At 69.0% G+C, this 16,948-nt stretch carries 15 protein-coding genes and 1 pseudogene; 7 read left to right on the forward strand and 9 right to left on the reverse strand.

The genetic code is table 11. The annotated features are described in order from the left end of the window. Nucleotides 1-265, forward strand: a 265-nt coding sequence (locus tag P409_RS38775; protein WP_430515627.1) for an SH3 domain-containing protein, incomplete at its 5' end; no start/stop codon positions are given. 42 nt (nucleotides 266-307) lie between these two features. Here P409_RS38775 and P409_RS08280 read toward each other — a convergent pair. Next, on the reverse strand, nucleotides 308-3,490 hold the full coding sequence (locus P409_RS08280; protein ID WP_052120185.1) for an efflux RND transporter permease subunit: 3,183 nt from the start codon (nucleotides 3,488-3,490) through the stop codon (nucleotides 308-310). 4 nt (nucleotides 3,491-3,494) lie between these two features. Then, complete coding sequence (locus P409_RS08285) at nucleotides 3,495-4,685, reverse strand: efflux RND transporter periplasmic adaptor subunit (protein ID WP_152613284.1); 1,191 nt, start codon at nucleotides 4,683-4,685, stop codon at nucleotides 3,495-3,497. Nucleotides 4,686-5,018: 333 nt separating this feature from the next. Here P409_RS08285 and P409_RS08290 point away from each other — a divergent pair, with 333 nt between their 5' ends. Then, entirely contained in the window at nucleotides 5,019-5,462 is a 444-nt protein-coding gene (locus P409_RS08290; protein ID WP_152613285.1) for a hypothetical protein, read from the forward strand. A 159-nt stretch (nucleotides 5,463-5,621) separates the two neighbouring features. On the opposite strand, the gene P409_RS08295 is transcribed toward P409_RS08290, so the two are convergent. After that, on the reverse strand, nucleotides 5,622-6,029 hold the full coding sequence (locus P409_RS08295) for a DsrE/DsrF/DrsH-like family protein (RefSeq protein ID WP_052120187.1): 408 nt from the start codon (nucleotides 6,027-6,029) through the stop codon (nucleotides 5,622-5,624). After that, a complete protein-coding gene (locus tag P409_RS08300; protein WP_034834179.1) occupies nucleotides 6,022-6,816 on the reverse strand; it encodes a HesA/MoeB/ThiF family protein in 795 nt (264 codons plus the stop codon). Before P409_RS08300 ends, P409_RS08295 begins: the two co-directional genes overlap by 8 nt. Nucleotides 6,817-7,035: 219 nt before the next feature. Between P409_RS08300 and P409_RS08305 the strand changes: the two genes are divergently transcribed. The 3 genes from P409_RS08305 (at nucleotide 7,036) to P409_RS08315 (ending at nucleotide 10,813) form a co-directional block, all read left to right on the forward strand. Next, nucleotides 7,036-8,427 (forward strand): cytochrome ubiquinol oxidase subunit I, encoded by a 1,392-nt coding sequence (locus tag P409_RS08305; protein ID WP_081991366.1) that lies wholly within the window; start codon nucleotides 7,036-7,038, stop codon nucleotides 8,425-8,427. Between the two features lie 4 nt (nucleotides 8,428-8,431). After that, entirely contained in the window at nucleotides 8,432-9,460 is a 1,029-nt protein-coding gene (cydB, locus tag P409_RS08310; RefSeq protein ID WP_034834185.1) for a cytochrome d ubiquinol oxidase subunit II, read from the forward strand. Nucleotides 9,461-9,523: 63 nt separating this feature from the next. Then, entirely contained in the window at nucleotides 9,524-10,813 is a 1,290-nt protein-coding gene (locus tag P409_RS08315; RefSeq protein WP_034834187.1) for a cystathionine gamma-synthase family protein, read from the forward strand. 213 nt (nucleotides 10,814-11,026) lie between these two features. On the opposite strand, the gene P409_RS08320 is transcribed toward P409_RS08315, so the two are convergent. From P409_RS08320 to fabA, 5 genes are all read right to left on the reverse strand, one after another. After that, the gene (locus P409_RS08320) at nucleotides 11,027-11,602 is read right to left on the reverse strand and encodes a pyridoxamine 5'-phosphate oxidase family protein (protein ID WP_034834190.1); all 576 of its coding nucleotides are present in this window, start codon (nucleotides 11,600-11,602) and stop codon (nucleotides 11,027-11,029) included. 93 nt (nucleotides 11,603-11,695) lie between these two features. Next, nucleotides 11,696-11,980 carry a hypothetical protein gene (locus P409_RS08325; protein ID WP_034834192.1) on the reverse strand — a complete coding sequence of 95 codons (285 nt, stop codon included), beginning with the start codon at nucleotides 11,978-11,980 and terminating at the stop codon, nucleotides 11,696-11,698. Between the two features lie 245 nt (nucleotides 11,981-12,225). After that, nucleotides 12,226-13,059 carry an enoyl-ACP reductase FabI gene (gene fabI / locus P409_RS08330; protein ID WP_052120188.1) on the reverse strand — a complete coding sequence of 278 codons (834 nt, stop codon included), beginning with the start codon at nucleotides 13,057-13,059 and terminating at the stop codon, nucleotides 12,226-12,228. Beyond that, nucleotides 13,056-14,273 carry a beta-ketoacyl-ACP synthase I gene (gene fabB / locus P409_RS08335; RefSeq protein WP_034834195.1) on the reverse strand — a complete coding sequence of 406 codons (1,218 nt, stop codon included), beginning with the start codon at nucleotides 14,271-14,273 and terminating at the stop codon, nucleotides 13,056-13,058. The genes fabI and fabB overlap by 4 nt, the downstream gene beginning before the upstream one ends. A 19-nt stretch (nucleotides 14,274-14,292) precedes the next feature. Further along, nucleotides 14,293-14,808 carry a 3-hydroxyacyl-[acyl-carrier-protein] dehydratase FabA gene (gene fabA, locus P409_RS08340; protein WP_152613286.1) on the reverse strand — a complete coding sequence of 172 codons (516 nt, stop codon included), beginning with the start codon at nucleotides 14,806-14,808 and terminating at the stop codon, nucleotides 14,293-14,295. 205 nt (nucleotides 14,809-15,013) lie between these two features. Here fabA and P409_RS08345 point away from each other — a divergent pair, with 205 nt between their 5' ends. Both P409_RS08345 and P409_RS08350 read left to right on the forward strand, forming a co-directional pair. Continuing rightward, nucleotides 15,014-16,720: a tetratricopeptide repeat protein gene (locus P409_RS08345; RefSeq protein ID WP_034834199.1), complete on the forward strand. Its 1,707-nt coding sequence runs from the start codon at nucleotides 15,014-15,016 to the stop codon at nucleotides 16,718-16,720. Nucleotides 16,721-16,722: 2 nt separating this feature from the next. Further along, nucleotides 16,723-16,948 (forward strand): annotated as a pseudogene (locus P409_RS08350) (hypothetical protein); the annotation flags it as partial.

Raw genomic sequence — 16,948 nt, forward strand, 5'->3', positions numbered from 1 at the left:
GGTGGCGAGGGTGCGGCCCGGCGTGCCGGTGCAGATCTTCGGCTGCCTCGGCGGCTGGGCCTGGTGCGACATCGGCATCGGGCCCGATCGTGGCTGGGCGCCCGGCCGCTTCCTGGCGGCGGATTTCGAGCGGCGCCGGCGGGTGATCGTCGACGTCGCCCCGCGGATCGGCGTGCCGGTCATCACCTTCGATGCCGGCCCATACTGGGACAACTACTACCGCGGCCGGCCCTGGTACCGCGACCGTGGCCGCTGGGTGCACTGATCGCCACGGAGAAAGGGCGGCTCCCGTGGGAGCCGCCCGTTTTCATTCGGCCGGCGTGCTCGGTGCCTCGGTCCGTGGCTTGGGCGCGATCGAGCCACCCAGCAGCTTCTCATGCACCCATTCGCGCACGCGCTGCAGGGTGACGTACAGCATCGGGATCAGGAAGATGCCGATCGCCGAGGCCGCGATCATGCCGCCGAACACCGAGGTGCCGACGCCCCGCCGGCTGGCCGCGGCCGCGCCCGCCGCGGTCACCAGCGGCACCAGGCCCAGGATGAAGGCGAAGCTGGTCATCATCACCGGCCGGAAGCGCAGCCGGGCGCCCTCGATCGCGGCGTCGGTGATCGACGACCCCTCCTCGCGCTTGGCCTTGGCGAACTCGACGATCAGGATGCCGTTCTTGCTGGCCAGGGCGATCAGCACGATGATGCCGATCTGGGCATAGACGTCGTTCGACAGCCCGGCGATCCACAGTGCCGCCAGGCCGCCGACCACGCCGACCGTGACCGACAGCAGCACGCCGATCGGGATCGACCAGCTCTCATACAGCGCCACCAGGAACAGATAGGCGAACAGCACGGCCAGGCCGAGAATGAAGCCGGTCTGGCCGGCCGCCTGCAGCTCCTGCAGCGCCGTGCCGGTCCATTCGAAGCCGTAGCCGGGCGGCAGGGTGGCGTCGGACACCTGGGTCATCGCCGCCAGCGACTGGCCCGAGCTGACACCCGGCGCGGCGCTGCCGAGCACGCTGACTGCGCGGTAGTTGTTGTAGCGGGTGATGAACAGCGGCCCCAGCTGCTGCTGGGCGTCGACCAGCGACCGCATCGGCACCATCTGGCCGGACGATGAGCGGACATAGATCCGGTAGATGTCGTCGACCGTGCGCCGGTCGTTGGCCTCGCCCTGGGCGATCACCTGCCAGGTGCGGCCGAACAGGTTGAAGTCGTTGATGTAGAAGCCGCCCAGCGTCGCCTGCAGCGCGTTGAAGATGGCGCTGATGCCGACGCCCAGGGTCTGCGCCTTCTCGCGGTCGAGGTTCAGGAAGATCTGCGGCGTGTCGGCGTTGTAGGAGGTGAACACCTGGGTCAGGCCCGGTGTCTGGTTGGCGGCCACCACCAGCCCCTGCGCAACCGACGCCAGCTCGTTCGGGCTTTTGCCCTCCAGATCCTCGAGCTGGTACTGGAAGCCGCCGGCGGTGCCGAGGCCGATGATCGGCGGCAGGTTCAGCGGAATGATCAGCGCGTCGCGCACGCCGGCGGTGCGGATCGCCACCTGGCGGATCACGTCGAACACCGTGATGCCCTGCGCCACCCGCTCCTCGAACGGCTTCAGCGACACCACCAGGAAGGCGGCGTTCGGCTCGGCCAGCCCGTCGATGAAGCTGCGGCCGACCACGCCGGTGATGTCGGCGACGCCCGGGATGTCCTTGACCAGCGCCTCGACCTGCTCCGTCACCTGGGTGGTGCGGCTGACGGCGGCGGCCGGCGGCAGCTTCATCTCGACGAAGAACAGGCCCTGGTCCTCCTCCGGCAGGAAGCCGGTCGGGGTGGCGCTGTTGATCAGCCAGGCCAGCCCGCCGAAGGCGGCGACCAGCGCGATCGACAACACCGCCATCCGGACCAGCCGGGCGACGATCCAGGCATAGCCGTCGCGCACCTTGTCGATGCCGCCGGAGACGCGGCCCATGATCCGGCCGTACAGGCCGGGGCGGTGGCCGGGCTGGTGCGGCTTCAGGAACACGCCGCACAGCGCCGGGCTCAGCGTCAGCGCGTTCAGGGCCGAGATCAGCATCGCCACCGACACGGTGACGGCGAATTGCGAATACAGCTCGCCGGTGATGCCTGGGATGAAGCCGACCGGCACGAACACCGACAGCAGGACGAGGGTGATGGCGATGATCGGCGCGGTGATCTCGCGCATCGCCTGCTTGGTCGCCTCCCGGGCCGGCAGGCCGGTCTCGGCCATCACCCGCTCGACATTCTCGACCACGACGATGGCGTCGTCGACGACGATGCCGATCGCCAGGATCATCGCGAACATCGAGATGGTGTTGGCGGAGAAGCCCAGCACCAGCAGCACGGCGAAGGTGCCGATCAGCGACACCGGCACGGCGATGATCGGGATCAGCGTCGCCCGCAGGTTGCCGAGGAAGACGAACACCACGATCGCGACCAGCACGAAGGCTTCGAGCAGGGTCTTGATCACCTCGCTGATCGTCTCGCTGACGAAGACGGTGGTGTCGTAGGTGACCTTGTAGTCGACGCCGGCGGGGAAGCGGGCCTTCAGCTTCTCCATCTCCGCCCGCACGCCCGCGGCGGCGGCGACGGCGTTCGACCCCGGCGACTGGAAGATGCCGATCACCGCGGCCGGCGCGCCGTTCAGCCGGCCCGTGGTGTCGTAGGACTGGCTGTTCAGCTCCAGCCGCGCCACGTCCTTCAGGCGCACCACCGACCCGTCGGGGTTGGCGCGCAGGATGATGTTCTCGAACTGCTTGACGTCGGTCAGCCGGCCCAGCGTCTGCAGCGTCACCTGGATCTGCTGGTCGTCCGGCATCGGCTGGGCGCCCAGCCGGCCGACCGCGGCCTGCACGTTCTGGCTCTGCACCGCCGTGACGATGTCGTTCGGGGTCAGGCCGAAGCTGGTCAGCGAATCGGTGCTGTACCAGATCCGCATCGCGTAGTTCTGGGTGCCGAACAGCGACGCTTGGCCGACGCCGGGCACGCGGCCCAGCGCATCGATCAGGTTGATGATCGCGTAGTTGTTCAGGAACAGCCCGTCCTGGCTCTTGTCCGGCGAATAGATGGTGACCAGCTGCAGGATTGCCGAGGACTGCTTCTTGACCGTCAGTCCCTGGGCCGAAACCTCCTGCGGCAGCTTCGGCTCGGCCAGCGCCACGCGGTTCTGGACGTTGACGGTGTTGATGTCCGGGTCGGTGCCGACCGCGAAGCTGATGTTCAGCGAGTAGGAGCCGTCGCTGCCGCTGGTCGACGACATGTACAGCATGTTGTCGACGCCGTTGACCTGGGCCTCGATCGGCTGGGCCACGGTCGATTCGACCACGGCGGCGCTGGCGCCCGGATAGGCGCCGCTGACCGAGACCTGCGGCGGCACGATGTCGGGGAACTGCGCGATCGGGATGCTGCGGATCGCGATCAGCCCGGCCAGCGTGATGACGATGGCGATGACGATCGCGAAGCGGGGGCGATCGACGAAGATCGAGGACAGCATGGGGTCAGTTCCCCGCCGGCTTGGCCGGCGCCTGTCCTGCGCCCGACGGCGCCGGGTCGGTGGCGGGGGCGGGGTTCACCTCCTGGCCCGGGCGCACCTTCTGCACGCCGTCGACGATGACGACGTCGCCGTCGTTCAGCCCCTGCTGCACCACCACGTCGGCCCCCTGGTTGGCGCCGGTGGTGATGTGCTTGGCGGCCGCCTTCTTGTCCTGGCCCACCACCAGCACGTAGCTGCCGGTCTGGTCGGTCAGGATCGCGCGCTGCGGGATCACCAGCGCCTCGACCGGGGTCTTCCGCTCCGCCGTCACCCGGGCGTACTGCCCGTCGGTCAGGATGCGGTTCGGATTCGCGAAGACGGCCCGCACCAGCAGCGTGTCGGTGTTCTGGTCGACCTTGACGTCGGTGAAGTCGATCTTGCCGACCTCCGGATACTGCGAGCCGTTGGCCAGGGTCAGGTGCACCACCACGTCCTGCGGCTCGACCCTGCCGGAGCCGCTGGCCTGCTGCACGTCCTGGATGAAGCGGTCGCTGACCGGGAAGGTGACGTAGATCGGGTCCTGGCTGACGATGGTGGCCAGGGCGCCGCTCGAGGGTCCGACCAGCGCGCCGACGCTGAAGGTGGAGATCCCGACACGGCCGTCGAACGGCGCCTTGATCTCGGTGTAGCCGAGATTGATCTTCGCCTGCTCCAGCGCCGCCTGGTTCTGCTGCACCGCCGCGTTGGCCGACTTCTCCGCGGCGATGCGGTCGTCCAGCGTCGCCTGCGAGACGTTCTGGTTCCTGATCAGGTCGCGGGCGCGGTCGGCCTGCAGCTTGGCGTTGTCGGCATTGGCCTGGGCGCTGGAAAGATTGGCCTGGGCCTGGTCGACCGCGGCCTGGTAGGTGTCCTTCTCCAGCACGAACAGCAGGTCGCCGGCCTTCACCTCCTGGCCTTCGGTGTAGTTGCGCTGCTGCAGGAAGCCTTCGACCCGGGCCACCAGGTCGACCTTGTTGATCGCCTGGACCCGGCCGACGAAGGTGACGCCTTCGGCCACCGGCCGCTTGGCCGCGGTAACGACACCGACGGCCGGCGGCGGCATCTGCGGCGCCTGCGCCTGCTTATCGGAGGATTCGTTGCAGCCGGCGAGGAAGAGGAGGCCGATGGCGATGGCGGATACGCGATGAGGGCGCGCGGTCCGGGATCCCGACATCATTGGCCTGTCTCCTTCGGTTTTGAGAACAGTATGGGCTCACGCGCGGGTCGCGCCGAATCAGGTCACGGTATCATTGTTTTGTTATCGGGAAAGCATCTTGCAGATGCTTTTGACTTCGGAACCGCAGATCCAAACGCGGGTTGAACGAACAATGGAGATCGGGAGACCCTGATGACATTCCGGCCGGCTCTCATCGCATTTGCGGTTCTGGCGGCGACGACGGTCGCGCGGGCGCAAATACTGGATCCCGTGCAGACGCCGCGGCCGCCGTCGACGCCGACCCCGTCCCAGCCGCTGGTCGCGCCGGGGCTGCCCTCGCGGCCGGAACTGCCCTTGACGACACCGGCTCCGGCGACGGCGCCCGCACCTTCCACCGTCCCGTCCGCGCAGGAGCCCGGCCGCACCGTCCGGCTGGAGCAGCAGCAGGCGCATCCGAACGGCGTGGCGATGACGCTGACCAGCATCACCTACCGGGCCGACAGCATCATCGTCGCGGCCACCATCGACAACCTGTCCGACCGATCCGTGTCGCTCAACCGCGGCGGCAGCCTGGCGCTGGTGGACGACCGGGGCCGCAGCCACCCCTTCGTGCCGCCGACCGACAATCCGGAGGTGCAGATCGGCGCCCGGTCGCGGGTGACCGCCAGCTTCGTCTTCGCCGGCCCGCTGGCCGAAGACGCGCGCACGGTGCAGATCTCGACCAACGGCCCGTCGGGCAGCCGCAGCGACCGGCTGACCTCGGCGCCGGCTTTCCTGTTCCGCGTCCCCGTCTCCTGAGAGGCCGCCTGTAAATGCTACTGGCACGGCCGTCTGATGGCGGTTTCTGCGCTTCCGGTGCTCACGGACTTAACGTCCGCTGCGCTCCGGGTCTCGAAACCACCACCAGCCGACTCACGCCAGCGCATTTCCAAACGGCCTCTCGTCCGGCCACAGTACTCAGATGAACAGCATCTGGCCGTCGCGCGGCGATTCGGCCAGCAGGGTGACGACGCCGGCGATCTCGGCCTGGACGGCCAGGTCGGCGGCGGCGAGGCCGAGCGCGCGCAACCCCATCTCGCAGGCGATGAAGCGGACGCCGAGGGCCTGGCAGGCCTCCAGCAGCTCGGTGAAGGTCGCGACCCGGCGGGACGCGAAACCGGCCTCCTGCGCCTCGGCGTCGCCGTCCAGCCGGCGCCAGCCTTCGGGCAGCAGCGCCCACAGCGCCTGGCCGGTGAAGAACAGCGTCGCCCGGCGGTTGGTGGCGGCGGCGGCGCTGGCCAGCACCAGCGCGTAATGCACCCGGTCGAAGCGGCCGTCGAACACCACGATCGACAGCGCGCCGATGCCGGCAGGCCCCTCAGCCATGGTGATGCGACAGGTCGGTCATTGTGGGATGGTCGCCGCACAGCGGGCAGTCCGGGTCGCGCGGCAGGGCGATCTCGCGCAGCCGCGCCTCTAGCGCGTCGTACAGCAGCAGACGGCCGGACAGGCCCTCGCCGATGCCCAGGATCTCCTTGATCGTCTCGATCGCCTGCATCGACCCCAGCACGCCCGGCAGGGCGCCGAACACCCCGGCCTCGGAGCAGCTGGGCACCGTGCCCGGGTCGGGCGGCGCCGGGAACAGGCAGCGATAGCAGGGGTGCGGGTCGCCGAGATGCGCCTTGAAGGTCGACAGCTGCGCCTCGAAGCGCAGCATCGCGGCCGACACCAGCGGCCGCCGCGCCAGGTAGCAGGCGTCGTTCAGCAGGTAGCGGGTGGCGAAGTTGTCGCTGCCGTCGACCACGATGTCGAAGGCGGCGATCCGCTCCAGCGCCGTGGCCGCGGTCAGCCGCTCGGCGAAGCGCTCGACCTTGACCTCCGGATTCAGCGCCTGCAGCCGGAGGATGGCGCTGTCGACCTTCAGCCGGCCCAGCGTGGTGGTGTCGTGCACCACCTGGCGCTGCAGGTTCGACAGCTCGACCAGGTCGTCGTCGTACAGCCCGATGGTGCCGATCCCGGCGGCGGCAAGGTAGAGCAGCAGGGGCGACCCGAGGCCGCCGGCCCCGATCACCAGAACCCGGGCTTCCAGCAGCTTCTGCTGACCCTTGCCGCCGACCTCGGGCAGCAGGATGTGGCGCGCATAGCGCTTGATCTGGGCGTCGGTGAAGCTCATGGCCGCAGCATAGACCCCTGTCCGCGACCTGAACAGCCGGCCGCCGGAAGGCGAAGCTCTAGCATGCCGGGCCGCTTCGCTGCGCTGCGACGTGTCGCCCGGCTGGGGCCTTATGGCACGTCATCCGGCCGTGAAATTCGCCGCTGTTCTGTGGCATATTCTTTCCGAGCCAAGAAATAAGGCAACCGCTGCCAGGCTGGTTGCCGAAGGAGAATTGTCATGGATCTCGATCCAGTCCTCCTGTCCCGGTTCCAATTCGCCTTTGTCGTCTCCTTCCACTTCCTGTTCCCGGCCTTCACCATCGGCATCGCCAGCTGGCTGGCGGTGCTGGAAGGGCTGTATCTGAAGACGGGGCGGGCGGAATACCGGACGCTCTACAAGTTCTGGATCAAGATCTTCGCCGTCTCCTTCGGCGTCGGCGTGGTCACCGGCATCGTCATGACCTACCAGTTCGGCACGAACTGGAGCGGCCTGACCAGGGCCGGCGGCAGCATCCTCGGGCCGCTGCTCGGCTACGAGGTGGTGACCGCCTTCTTCCTCGAGGCCGGCTTCCTCGGCATCATGCTGTTCGGCTGGGACAAGGTGCCGCGCATCGTCCATTTCGGGGCCACGGCGGCCGTGGCGGTCGGCACCGCCATCTCGGCCTTCTGGATCCTGTCGGCCAACTCCTTCCTGCACACCCCGGCGGGCTACGAGGTGGCGAACGGCGCCCTGGTCCCGTCCGACTGGCTGCAGATCGTGTTCAGCCCGTCCTTCCCGGTGCGCTTCCTGCACACCGTGGTGGCCGCCTACCTGACCACCGCCTTCGTCATCGCCGGCGTCTCGGCCTGGTATCTGCTGCGCGGCCGCAGCGTGCTGGAATCGCGTCAGGCCTTCTCGATGGGGCTGTGGCTGATCGCGGTGCTGGCGCCCGTGCAGATCTTCATCGGCGACCAGGCGGGGCTGGAGGTGCGCGAGCACCAGCCGGCCAAGCTGGCGGCGATCGAGGCGCATTGGGAGACGAGCGGCGACGTGCCGCTGATCCTGTTCGCCTGGCCGGACCAGGGCGGCGAGAAGAACGATTTCGTGCTCGAGATCCCGCATCTCGGCTCGCTGATCCTGACCCATAGCTGGGACGGCGCGGTGCAGGGGCTGAAGGAGTTCCCGGCCCAGGACCGGCCGCCGGTCGCGATCGTGTTCTGGACCTTCCGGATCATGGTGGGCCTGGGCTTCCTGATGCTCGGCGCCGCCCTGCTGGGCCTGTGGCTGCGGGCGGTCGGCCGGCTCTATGACAGCCGCTGGTTCCACCGCTTCATGGTGGTGATGCTGCCGTCGGGCTTCGTCGCCGTGATCGCCGGCTGGTTCACCACCGAGATCGGCCGCCAGCCCTGGGTGGTCAACGGCATCCTGCGCACCGCCGACGCGATGTCGCCGGTCGGCGCCGGCAGCGTGCTGCTGTCGCTGGCGCTGTTCGTCCTGGTCTACGCGATCCTGCTGGGCTCCGCCGTCTACTATATCGTCAAGCTGGTGCGGATCGGGCCGGAAGCGCCCGAATCCGACCGCGAGGAGCCGTTCAAGACGCCGGCGCGGCCGTTCTCGCTGCCCGACGCCTCCTTCGAAACCCGGGAGTGAAGCCATGACGCCGGATGTCTGGACGATTCCGACCGTCCTGCCCCTGATCTGGGCCGCGATCGCCGCCGTCGGGGTGTTCATGTACGTGCTGATGGACGGGTTCGACCTCGGCGTCGGCATCCTGTTCCCCTGGGCCCGGACGGAGGAGGATCGCGACCTGATGATGAACTCGGTCGCGCCGATCTGGGACGGCAACGAGACCTGGCTGGTGCTGGGCGGCGTGGTCCTGCTGGCGGTGTTCCCGGCCGCCTTCTCGATCATCCTGCCGGCGCTGTACCTGCCGATCACCTTCATGGTGATGGGGCTGATCTTCCGCGGCGTCGCCTTCGAGTTCCGGTTCAAGGCCCACACCAGCAAGTGGCTGTGGACCGTGGCCTTCGCCGGCGGCAGCCTGCTGGCCACCTTCTTCCAGGGCGTGGTGCTGGGCACCTTCGTCCAGGGCTTCCCGGTGGCGGACGGCCACTACGCCGGCGGGGCGTTCCACTGGGTCTCGCCCTTCAGCCTGATGACCGGCGTGGCCCTGGTGCTGGGCTACGGCCTGCTCGGCGCCGCCTGGCTGGTGATGAAGACCGAGGGCACGCTGCAGGGCTGGGCCCGCGACGCCACCCTCCGCCTGCTGCTCGGCGTGCTGTTCTTCATGGCGGTGGTCAGCCTTTGGGTGCCGTTCCTCGACCGGTCGATCGCCGACCGCTGGTTCACCTGGCCGAACATCGCGTATTTCGCGCCGGTGCCGATCCTGGTGGCGGTGTTCGCCTGGCGGCTGTGGCTGTCGCTGCAGCGCGGCTCCGACTACGGGCCGTTCCTCTATACCATGGCGCTGTTCGTGCTCGGCTACACCGGCCTGGCCATCAGCCTGTGGCCCAAGGTGGTGCCGCCCGACCTGACCATCTGGGACGTCGCCGCCCCGGCCTCGTCGCAGCTGTTCCTGCTGATCGGCGTCGCCTTCCTGATCCCGCTGATCCTGGTCTACACCACCTATGCCTACTGGGTGTTCCGCGGCAAGGTGAAGGCGGGCGAGGGCTACGATCACTGAGCCATGGTTGCCGCGGGGCGATCCGGGGTAGTCTCCGCGCCAACACCATCCAGGAGAACTCCCATGGCCGGATCGGGCTACCGCAAGGACCGCATCGGCAACCACAAGCTGCACCCCGAGACGCTGATGCTCGGCTACGGCTACGACCCCACCCTGTCCGAGGGCGCGGTCAAGCAGCCGGTGTTCCTGACCTCGACCTTCGTGTTCAAATCGGCCGAGGAAGGCCGCGACTTCTTCGACTACACCGCCGGCCGGCGCGAGCCGAAGCCGGGCGCTGATGCCGGGCTGGTCTATTCCCGCTTCAACCACCCGAACAGCGAGATCGTCGAGGACCGCCTGGCGATCTATGAGGGGGCCGAGGCGGCGGGCATCTTCTCCAGCGGCATGTCGGCGATCGCGACGACGCTGCTGGCCTTCGCCCGGCCGGGCGACGTGATCCTGCACAGCCAGCCGCTCTATGGCGGCACCGAGACGCTGGTGGCCCGCACCCTGACGCCGTTCCAGATCGGCGCGGTCGGCTTCCCCGACGGCGTCGATGGCGCCGTGGTGCGCAAGGCGGCGGAGGAGGCGATGGCCAAGGGCCGGGTCTCGGTGATCCTGGTCGAGACGCCGTCGAACCCGCTCAACACCCTGGTCGATCTCGAGCTGGTGCGGGCGGTGGCCGACGAGATCGGGGCGAAGCAGGGCCACACCCCGGTGGTGGTCTGCGACAACACCCTGCTGGGCCCGATCTTCCAGAAGCCGATCCGGCACGGCACCGACATCGTGGTCTACTCCCTGACCAAATATGTCGGCGGCCACAGCGACCTGGTGGCCGGCGCGGTGCTGGGCCGGCGCGACCAGATCCGGCAGGTCAAGCTGCTGCGCGGCGCCATCGGCACCCAGCTGGACCCGCATTCGGCCTGGATGATCGCGCGGTCGCTGGAGACGCTGTCGCTGCGCATGAGCGCGGCCTGCCGCAATGCCGAGACCGTGACCCGGTTCCTGGCCGAGCATCCGCAGGTGGCGCGGGTCTACTACCCGGCGCTGCTGCCCGAAGGCAGCCCGGAGCGGGCGGTGCTCGACCGGCAATGCACCGGCGCCGGCACCACCTTCTCCTTCGACATCAAGGGCGGCGAGGCCGAGGCCTTCCGCTTCCTCAACGCGCTGCGCATCTTCAAGCTGGCGGTCAGCCTGGGCGGCACCGAATCGCTGGTCTGCCACCCGGCGACCACGGTGCATTCGGGCGTGCCGAAGGAGACGCGGGAGCGGATCGGCATCTCCGACGCCACCATCCGCGTCTCGATCGGCATCGAGCATGTCGAGGACCTGGTCGCCGACCTGACCCAGGCCCTGGCGGCCGCCGGCGAGTGAACCGCTCGTCGCTCTTTGCGTAACCTCTCCCGTCTGCGGGACCTTTTCGTGACGCCTGATCCCTCGCCGTCATTGCGAGGAGGCGAAGCCGACGAAGCAATCCAGGGGCCAGTGCGAACCGGCCCCTGGATTGCTTCGCTACGCTCGCAATGACGGTTCTGGGAATGCTGAAAGGTCACGCTTGCGGGAGAGATTACGCGAAGCCACCCGGCGTCACACGGCCTCCGCCGGGTCGTCCTCGAACAGGCCCGTCGGCAGCCCGTCGATGCTGCGGGCGTTCTTCAGCCGGCGATAGGCCTCCAGCCCCTCCTGCTTCTCCTTGGCCTCGGCCCAGCGCGCCAGGGTCGGCCGCTCGCCGACATGGTCGAACAGCGGCACGCCGAAGCCGCAGGAGGTCTGGACCAGGTCGATGTCCAGCCACACCATCTGCCGGGCGCCCAGCGGCTCCTCGCCGCCATACTCCGCCTCCAGCAGGCGCGTGTAGTCGGGGCTGCCGCGGCGCAGCACCCGGCCGGCGCCGTACAGCCGCAGGATCATCGGCGGGCCTTCGAAGGCGCAGAACATCAGGGTCAGCCGGCCGGTGGCGCGCAGATGCGCCGCGGTCTCGTTGCCGCTGCCGGTCAGGTCGAGATAGGCGGCGGCGTTCGGCCCCAGGATCCGCAGCATGTCGGTACCGCGGGGCGAGACATTGACCCGCCCGACGGCGGCGGCGGAGGCGGTGAAGAACACCCGCTGGCGCAGGATGAACTCCCGCAGGGCCGGCGAGATCTCCGGGAACTGCTTGGCCATGGCGTCTCCTTCCGCGGACCGGCGGGAAGCGTAGCCGAGACGCCGCCGGCGGCTCAACCGACCGGGCCGCAGGTCTGGGCTGTCCCGGCCGCGTCAGCGGCTCGGCCGGATCACGCAGGAGACGTCGTCGCCCCGGACATAGGTGTAGGTGCGGTCGGACAGCCAGCCGGTGCGGTAGGTGTAGACCGTCCCGCTCGGGTCGACCGAGACGCCATAGGCGTCGGAGGTCGAGAACACGATCCGACCGCGCGGGCCGATGCAGATGATGCTGTAGGAGTCCATCTCGTCGACCGGAGTCGGCTTCTCGGCCGCCCGGGACGGCGCGCCGGGACCCAGGCAGGCCGCGATCGCGATCCCGCCGACGATCCGCAAAGCCATCGTATGCCTCATGGCCAGCCCCATGACCTGCCGGCGGGCATCATATCAGTGGTCGCAGATCGCTATCCACCGCTGTCCGGTTGAGGTTCAGCAGCAGCCGGCGGAAGAAACTGAGATCAAGCTTCTGCATCTATAACTGTCATCCTCGGGCTTGACCCGAGGATCCAGGGGCGGCCAGAGCGGCTCTTGGTGGCCGTGGATTGCCGGGTCAAGCCCGGCAATGACACTATAAACAAGGATGCCTCTCAGGCCTCGGCGGCCTCGCTGTTGCGCGGCGCGGCCGGCATGCCGATGGCGTGGTAGCCGGCATCGACATGGTGCACCTCGCCGGTGACGCCGGTCGACAGCGGCCCCAGCAGGTACAAAGCGGCGCCGCCGACCTCGTCCAGCGTGACGTTCTTGCGTAGCGGGCTGTTCTGCTGGTTGAAGCGGAACACGTAGCGCGCATCGCCGATGGCGCTGCCGGCCAGGGTGCGCATCGGCCCGGCCGAGATGGTGTTGACCCGGATCCCCTGCGGGCCCAGATCGGCCGCCAGGTAGCGCACGCTGGCCTCCAGCGCCGCCTTGGCCACGCCCATGACGTTGTAGTTCGGCATCACCCGCTCGGCGCCCAGATAGGTCAGGGTCAGCAGGCTGCCGCCATTCGGCATGATCGCCGCCGCCCGCTTCGCCAGCGCGGTGAAGCTGTAGCAGCTGATCCGCATGGTGCGGCTGAAGTTCTCGGCCGTGGTGTCGAGATAGCGGCCCTTCAGCTCTTCCTTGTCGGAATAGGCGATGGCGTGCACCAGGAAGTCGATCGACCCCCATTCCGCCGCCAGCCGCTGGAACAGGGCGTCGACCGACGCCTCGTCCTCGACGTCGCAGGGCGCCAGGAAGCTGGCGCCGATCGACTGGATCAGCGGCTCGACCCGCTTGCGGAAAGCGTCGCCCTGGTAGGTGAAGGCCAGCTCGGCCCCCTCGCGCGCCAGCACCGAGGCGATGCCCCAGGCGATCGAGTGGTTGTTGGCGACGCCCATGATCAGGCCGCGCTTGCCGGCCATCAGGCCGGTGTCGCGGCGTTCGGTCGAAGTGGTGGTCATGCAGCGTACCGCTTGAAGGCGAGCGTCGCGTTGGTCCCGCCGAAGCCGAAGCTGTTGGAGAGCACGCAGTTCAGCCCGGCGTTGTCGATCCGCTCGCGCACGATCGGGAAGCCCTCGGCCGCGGGGTCGAGATTCTCGATGTTGGCGCTGGCGGCGATGAAGTCGTGCTTCATCATCAGCAGGGAATAGATCGCCTCATGCACCCCGGCGGCGCCGAGCGAATGGCCGGACAGCGACTTGGTCGAGCTGATCTTGGGCGCCTTGTCGCCGAACACCTCGCGGATCGCGCCCAGTTCGGTGACGTCGCCGACCGGGGTCGAGGTGCCGTGGGTGTTGATGTAGTCGACCGGGCCGTCGACGGTGGCCAGGGCCTGGCGCATGCAGCGCACCGCCCCCTCGCCCGACGGCGCGACCATGTCGTAGCCGTCCGAGGTGGCGCCGTAGCCGACCAGCTCGCCATAGATCCTGGCGCCGCGCGCGCGGGCGTGCTCCAGCTCCTCCAGCACCACGGTGCCGCCCCCGCCGGCGATGACGAAGCCGTCGCGGTCGCGGTCATAGGCGCGGCTGGCCCGCTCCGGCGTGTCGTTGAAGCGCGAGGAGAAGGCGCCCATCGAATCGAACAGCACCGACAGGGTCCAGTGCAGCTCCTCGCCGCCGCCGGCGAAGACGATGTCCTGCTTGCCCCACTGGATCAGCTCCGCGCCGTTGCCGATGCAATGCGCCGAGGTCGAGCAGGCGGAGGAGATCGAGTAGTTGACGCCCTTGATCTTGAACGGCGTCGCCAGAGTCGCCGAGTTGGTCGACGACATGCAGCGCGGCACCATGTAGGGGCCGATCCGCTTCGGCCCCTTCTCGCGGGTGATGTCCGCCGCGTCGACCTGGTTCGAGGTCGACGGCCCGCCGGAGCCCATGATCAGGCCGGTGCGCTCGTTCGAGACGTCGCTCTCCTCCAGCCCGGCATCGGCGATGGCCTGGGCCATGGCGATGTAGTTGTAGGCCGCGCCCGGGCCCATGAAGCGCAGGATGCGCCGGTCGACATGGTCGGCCGGGTCCAGCTTCACCGTGCCGTGGACGTGGCAGCGGAAGCCCAGCTCCTTGTACTCCGGCGCCGCGACGATGCCGGAGCGGCCGTCGCGCAGGCTGGCCGCGACCTCATCCTGGTTGTTGCCGAGGCTCGAGACGATGCCGAGCCCGGTGACGACGACGCGTCGCATGGTCCTTCTCCGCGGTTCGTCAGAACGCTTCGGCCGAGGTGAACAGGCCGACCCTCAGATCCTTGGCCTCGAAGATGATCTTGCCGTCGACAGCGACGCTGCCGTCGGCGATGCCCAGCACCAGCTTGCGGTTGATCACCCGCTTCAGGTCCAGGCGGTAGGTCACCAGCTTGGCGTCGGGCAGCACCTGGCCGGTGAACTTGACCTCGCCGGTCGACAGCGCCCGGCCCTTGCCCGGCGCCCCGGTCCAGCCCAGGAAGAATCCGGTCAGCTGCCACAGCGCGTCCAGTCCCAGGCAGCCCGGCATCACCGGGTCGTTCTCGAAATGGCAGGCGAAGAACCACAGGTCCGGGCGGATGTCGAGCTCGGCCACGGCCTCCCCCTTGCCATAGGCGCCGCCGTTGTCGTTGATGGTGGTGATCCGGTCCATCATCAGCATGGGCGGCAACGGCAGCTTGGCGTTGCCAGGGCCGAACAGCTCGCCATGGGCGCAGGAGAGCAGGTCTTCGTAGGTGTAGCTGGATTTACCGGTCACGGCCGCGTTGGCGCCTTCCATGGTCTTACCGACGCGCGCGACTGTAGCGTTTTTTCAGGTGGGCACAAGTGCGAGCCGGGGCGCGCTGTCGGGCTCTCGACACTAAGATGGGCCCAATGGTCGCGGCGAACAGGCATTGCCTGCGGCCGTCCGGCACCCTAGCTTCGGGGGATCACGGCACCTTTCGGCGGAATTGGACGCGCGCATGACCGTCTGGCGGACGACCCTTCTGGCCTCCTGTGTCGCGGCGACGGCCGTGCTGCGGCCGCCGGCCGCCGAGGCCGCCAACGATCCGCGCACCCTTTCGGGCGCCTATCTCGCCGGCACCCACGCGCTGGCCGCGCGCGACCTGTCCGCGGCCGGCCGCTTCTTCAGCCAGGTGCTGGCGGCGGACCCCGACAATCTGGCGCTGCTGCGGCGCAGCTTCACCCTGACCCTGGCCGGCGGCGATGTCGACGGCGCCGCCAAGCTGGCCCGGCGCCTGGACACGGCGGACACCGCCGACCAGCTGGTCCGCATCACCCTGATCCTGAGCGACGCCAAGGCCGGCCAATGGCGCGGCGCCCTGGACCGGCTGAAGTCGATGGAGGCGGCGGGCACCGCCAGGTCGATCACGCCGATCATCGCCGCCTGGCTGCGGGTCGGCGCCGGCGACGGCAAGGCGGCGCTGTCCAGCCTCGATCCGCTGCTCAAGCAGGCGCGGCCGGATGCGCTGGGGTCGATCCAGAAGGCGCTGATCCTCGACTATCTCGGCGACCTCGATGGCGCCCGGCAGGCCTATGAGGCGCTGGGCGACATGGGCGGCACGGTGCGGCTGGTCGAAGGGCTGGCCAGCGTCTATCAGCGCGAGGGCCAGCGCGACAAGGCGCGGCAGGTCTATCGCAGCTTTGTCGACCAGAACGGCGACAACCTGCTGCTGGAGCCGGCGATCCAGCGCCTGGACAAGGGCGAGCGGGCGCAGCCGATCATCGGCAGCCCGTCCGACGGGCTGGCCGAGGCGCTGTTCTACATCGCCAGCGCCGTCAGCCAGGACCGCGAGGCCCAGGGCGGCGATACCGCGCTGATCTACACCCGCCTCGCCCTCTATCTGCGGCCGGACTTCCCGGTGGCGCAGATCCTGCTGGGCGACGTGCTGGCCGGGCAGGAGCAGTACCAGAACGCCATCGCCGCCTATGAATCGCTGCCGGACGGCACGCCGGCCGGCTGGATGGCGCGGGTGCGCGAGACCCTGGCCTATGAGGGGCTGGAGCAGTTCGACAAGGGCATCGCGCTGGCCTCCGACCTGGTGGCGGAGCGGCCGGACAGCCAGGCCGGCTATCTCCGCCTCGGAGACCTGTACCGGGCGAAGCAGGACTTCGCCTCCGCCGTCGTCGCCTATGACGACGCCGCCCGCCGGCAGAAGCGGCTGGAGGAGGTGGACTGGACCTTCCTCTACCGCCGTGGCATCGCGCTGGAGCGCGCCGGCCGCTTCGACCGGGCCGAGCAGGATCTGCGCCGCGCCATCGGGCTGAACCCGGACCACGCCAACCTGCTGAACTATCTCGGCTACTCGCTGCTCGACCGCGGCAAGGACCTGAAGGAGGCGGAGGACCTGATCCGCAAGGCGGTCGACCTGTCGCCGAATGACGGCTACATCATCGACAGCCTGGGCTGGGTCTATTACCGCACCAACCAGATGGACAAGGCGGTCGAGACGCTGGAGAAGGCGATCTCGCTGAAACCCGAGGACCCGACGATCAACGACCATCTCGGCGACGCCTATTGGCGGGTCGGCCGCAAGCTGGAGGCGCGCTACCAGTGGGAGGCGGCGCTGCGCACCACCGAGGGCGACCCGCCGAAGGACAAGATCGAGGCCAAGCTGGCCAACGGCCTGCCCGCCCAGGAAGCCTCGGCCCCGGTCAAGTCGAACTGATCGTGACGCGGCATGGCAAGGTCTGGTCCGGCACCGCGCCGGCCAAGGTCAACCTGTATCTCCACGTCGTCGGCAAGCGCGCGGACGGCTATCACCTGCTCGACAGCCTGGTGGTGTTCGCCGATGTCGGCGACCGGCTGACGCTGGAGCCGGCCGCGGCGCCGGGCCTGACCGTGACCGGGCCCTTCGCCGGCGCCATCCCGCCGGGCGACGACAACTTGGCGCTGC

Origin of the sequence: Inquilinus limosus MP06 (genome assembly GCF_000767795.1) — a bacterium.
Lineage (GTDB): Bacteria > Pseudomonadota > Alphaproteobacteria > DSM-16000 > Inquilinaceae > Inquilinus > Inquilinus limosus_E.